Below are 3,306 nucleotides of genomic sequence, written 5' to 3'. Positions count from 1 at the left end.
GTTAATAGTTCCTGGTTAAAGAGGTAGTTGATATTTAAGTTCGTTTTACTTAGCTTTACTTCCTCATTTCTTCTTCTAGGGAGTTTTATTAGGGAGAAAGATTGTGAAACTTGAAAATTTCCTTAAAAGTCTAAGCATTAAGGGAAGGCTTTTTCTTTTAGTTGTTCTCACAGTTGCTTCTCTCTTCGCTCTTACGGCTAATACTTTAATTTTTGAGTTGAAAGAGATAGGAAAAATAAATGAAGAAATGGAAAGTTTAAAACATTCTAAAGTTCATGTAAAACTGGTATTTCTTTTGCAGAAACATAGGGGATTAACCTATCTTTACTCTTACGGGAAAAAAATTTAGAAAAAGAGATTAAAAATTTAGAGTCTGAAATAGACAGTATTTTTTCAATATGTATAAGTCATTGTAAAGAAAAAGAAATAAAAGAAGAACTTAAAAAGTTTAAGAGTACCTTTCAAAAAATCAAAGTTGGTAAGAACGTCTTATTTCCAAAAGAAAATTTTGAGAAGCATACACAGTTAATTAATGAATTAATAGACCTAATTCAAAATGAAGCTTTAAAACACAGAATTTTAACGGATTCAGATTCTACCGTAAGGATATTGGCAAATATAGCCTTACTTGAAATTCCCAGTTTGTCTGAAACATTAGGTAAGATTAGGGGCTTAGGTGGAGGTATTCTTGCAAAAAGAGAAATCACAGTAGAGGAAAGAAAAGAAATTATTGATCTTTACAATCTCTTAGTTGGATATAGAAGCTTAGTATTCTGGACTATACAAAACGGCGAAGTTCCAAAAAGTATAGTTAAGAAATTTAGTAAGGCAGAAGAAAAGATAAATGAATTTATAAGAATTATTGAGGATTTATTTTTACTCAATAAAGAAAAGCCTTCTTCTGATCCCGTTAAATATTTTAATATGTCAACTGTGGTTATTGACGAACTGTTTAATATTTATAACTTAATCTTCTCCCACTTAGATCAATTTCTTAAAAGTAAAAGATCATTACTTGTAAAGGATCTTATTTTAAAAAGCCTAATAATTTTTTTCCTTGTAGGTGGTCTACTTTATTTAAGTGTTCTGATTTATAAGATAACAATAGAGTCTCTTCATTCTATTCTTTTAGCCGCAAGAAGTATCTCAAAGGGAAACTTTAATGTAAAAATTCTGACAAATACAAAAGATGAAATAGGAGAAGTTGCTAAAGTCCTTACAATTTCAGTGGATAAACTAAAAAAGACAATAGAAGAGCTTGAAAGAAGCAAACAGCAACTACAATATCTCTTGACTTATGACTCCCTAACAGAACTACCCAACAGAGTAAAGCTACTGGAAGATATTAAAACATTGAAAAAACCTGCCCTTTGCATCATGGATATTTCTGACTTTAGGAGTCTAAATGAACTCTATGGCGAAGAGTGTGGAGATTTTGTTCTCAAACAGATAGCTTCAGAGCTAAAAAGGTTTGAATCCAAAATCCATCCCTACCGAGTTTATTCGGACGAATTTGCCCTACTTTATGATCTGGAGGAAGGTAGGATAAACTTTAAAGAGTTTTCCAGCTACTGCGCAGAAACAATAAACTACTTAGAAGACAAACCCCTCAGATATAAAGACTTTGATATTTACCTAAACTTTACAGCAGGTATAGCAGAGGGAGACAAGGAAAAACTGTTAGTTCATGCTGAAATGGCTTTAAATGAAGCTAAAGAAAAAAGGAAAAAACTTATAGTTGTTGATAGCAATCATTTGAAGAAACACAACTATGCAGAAAACATGTTTTGGATTAGAAAAATAAAAAAAGCAATAGAAGAAAAAAGAATAGTTCCTTTCTACCAACCTATTATAAATAACAAAACAGGAAAAATTGAAAAATTTGAAGCCCTTGTAAGACTTTTGGATAAAGATGGAAACGTGATTTCTCCTAGAAAGTTTCTACCAATAGCTAAGAAGGCAAGGCTTTATCCAGAAATAACAAAAATTGTCACTGAAAAGGTTTTTGAAGATTTTAGAAAATTACCATCAGAAGTTTCTGTAAACATATCCTTTGAGGACTTACTGTCTGAAAAGACAGTAAACTTTATTTTTAATGAGTTAAAGAAATTCCCAGAACCTCATAGAATAACCTTTGAGATACTTGAAACTGAGGAAATAGAGAACTACAAGTTGTTCTACCAGTTTATATCTGAAGTCAAAAACTTTGGGTGTAAGTTTGCAATAGATGACTTTGGAACGGGATACTCCAACCTTGAGCACTTAATGAAGCTCAATGTAGATTTCTTGAAAATAGATGCTTCTATCATCAAGAGGATCTTGGAAAGTAGGGAAGCCCTTATCTTAACAGAAGCTGTTGTTTCTTTTTCCAAAAAGTTAAATATAAAAACTGTTGCTGAGTTTGTATCAAACGAAGCTATTTATGAAGCTGTTAAAAAATTAGGGATAGACTACTCCCAAGGATACTTCTTGGGAGAGCCTCAGCCGATAGAAGAGGTTGAAAGATTGATCACATCATCTTAAGTTCTTTAAGAATTTCAAATTGTCTTTTCATAACGTATTCAGTTATTATTTCTTCTTGTTTTACAAGTAGTTTAAACTCGATACCTACTCTGTAAAGTTTCTCCACTTTTACAACGTAAGTAACTTTACCTTCAATACTTAAAGGAGTTCCTTCTAAAAGAAAGTTAATTTCCACTCGGTCACCCGGTTGAAGTTCTGGTTTTGTCTTAAAAAGGACTCCAATACCTCCTATGGATATGTCTGCAACGACACCCTTTATCGTTTTCCTGTTTTTAACGATATTTACTATAAACTTCTCTTCAGGTTCTACTCTGACAAATTTTCTCTTCTCTTGAGGAATCTCTTCAAAAGAGAAATCTCCTAAAATCAAAGATTTCTTATCAGGAAAAACATCTATTTTCCTTGCTTTTATTGGCTTAGGAGCATTAGATATTTTGAGATATATAAGTGGAGAATCGTATATTGCCTTTATGTAAGAACAGGTTTCAAAAGAGAAAGAAACTTTAGACTTCATTACTTCGTCAACAAATGCTTTGCACGAAACAGGAACCTCTTTGTAAAAAATAACAAGGTTAACGGGAATTCTTTTTCCTTTAAGAATGTTAAAAATTCTTTCAAAGGCTTCTCCGATAGCTTCTTTCTTTTCGTTTTTTTCCTTTGTAAGTGCCTTGCGGAGATTTTCTATGTGTGAAGAATAGACATTCTCCGCTTCAACAATTGCTTCTTCTATATATTCTATCAACTTCTTAAGATTCTCAAAAGAATTATCATTCTCTATTAGGT

Annotated in this window: 3 protein-coding genes; 2 read left to right on the top strand and 1 reads right to left on the bottom strand. The window is 31.7% G+C overall.

Annotation, left to right across the window (positions count from 1 at the left end; genetic code table 11):
• The first annotated feature begins 103 nt into the window (after window positions 1-103).
• On the top strand, window positions 104-349 hold the full coding sequence (locus ABGX27_05195; protein MEO2068891.1) for a hypothetical protein: 246 nt from the start codon (window positions 104-106) through the stop codon (window positions 347-349).
• 293 nt (window positions 350-642) lie between these two features.
• Window positions 643-2,523 (top strand): EAL domain-containing protein, encoded by a 1,881-nt coding sequence (locus ABGX27_05190; protein MEO2068890.1) that lies wholly within the window; start codon window positions 643-645, stop codon window positions 2,521-2,523.
• Here the strand turns inward: ABGX27_05190 and ABGX27_05185 are convergent.
• Window positions 2,510-3,306 (bottom strand): PilZ domain-containing protein (locus ABGX27_05185; GenBank protein MEO2068889.1); only part of this gene is annotated, 797 nt, incomplete at its 5' end. The genes ABGX27_05190 and ABGX27_05185 overlap by 14 nt on opposite strands.

The sequence above is a fragment of the Desulfurobacteriaceae bacterium genome, from assembly GCA_039832905.1.
Classification (GTDB): domain Bacteria; phylum Aquificota; class Aquificia; order Desulfurobacteriales; family Desulfurobacteriaceae; genus Desulfurobacterium.
This window is presented reverse-complemented; position numbering and strand designations above follow the sequence as displayed.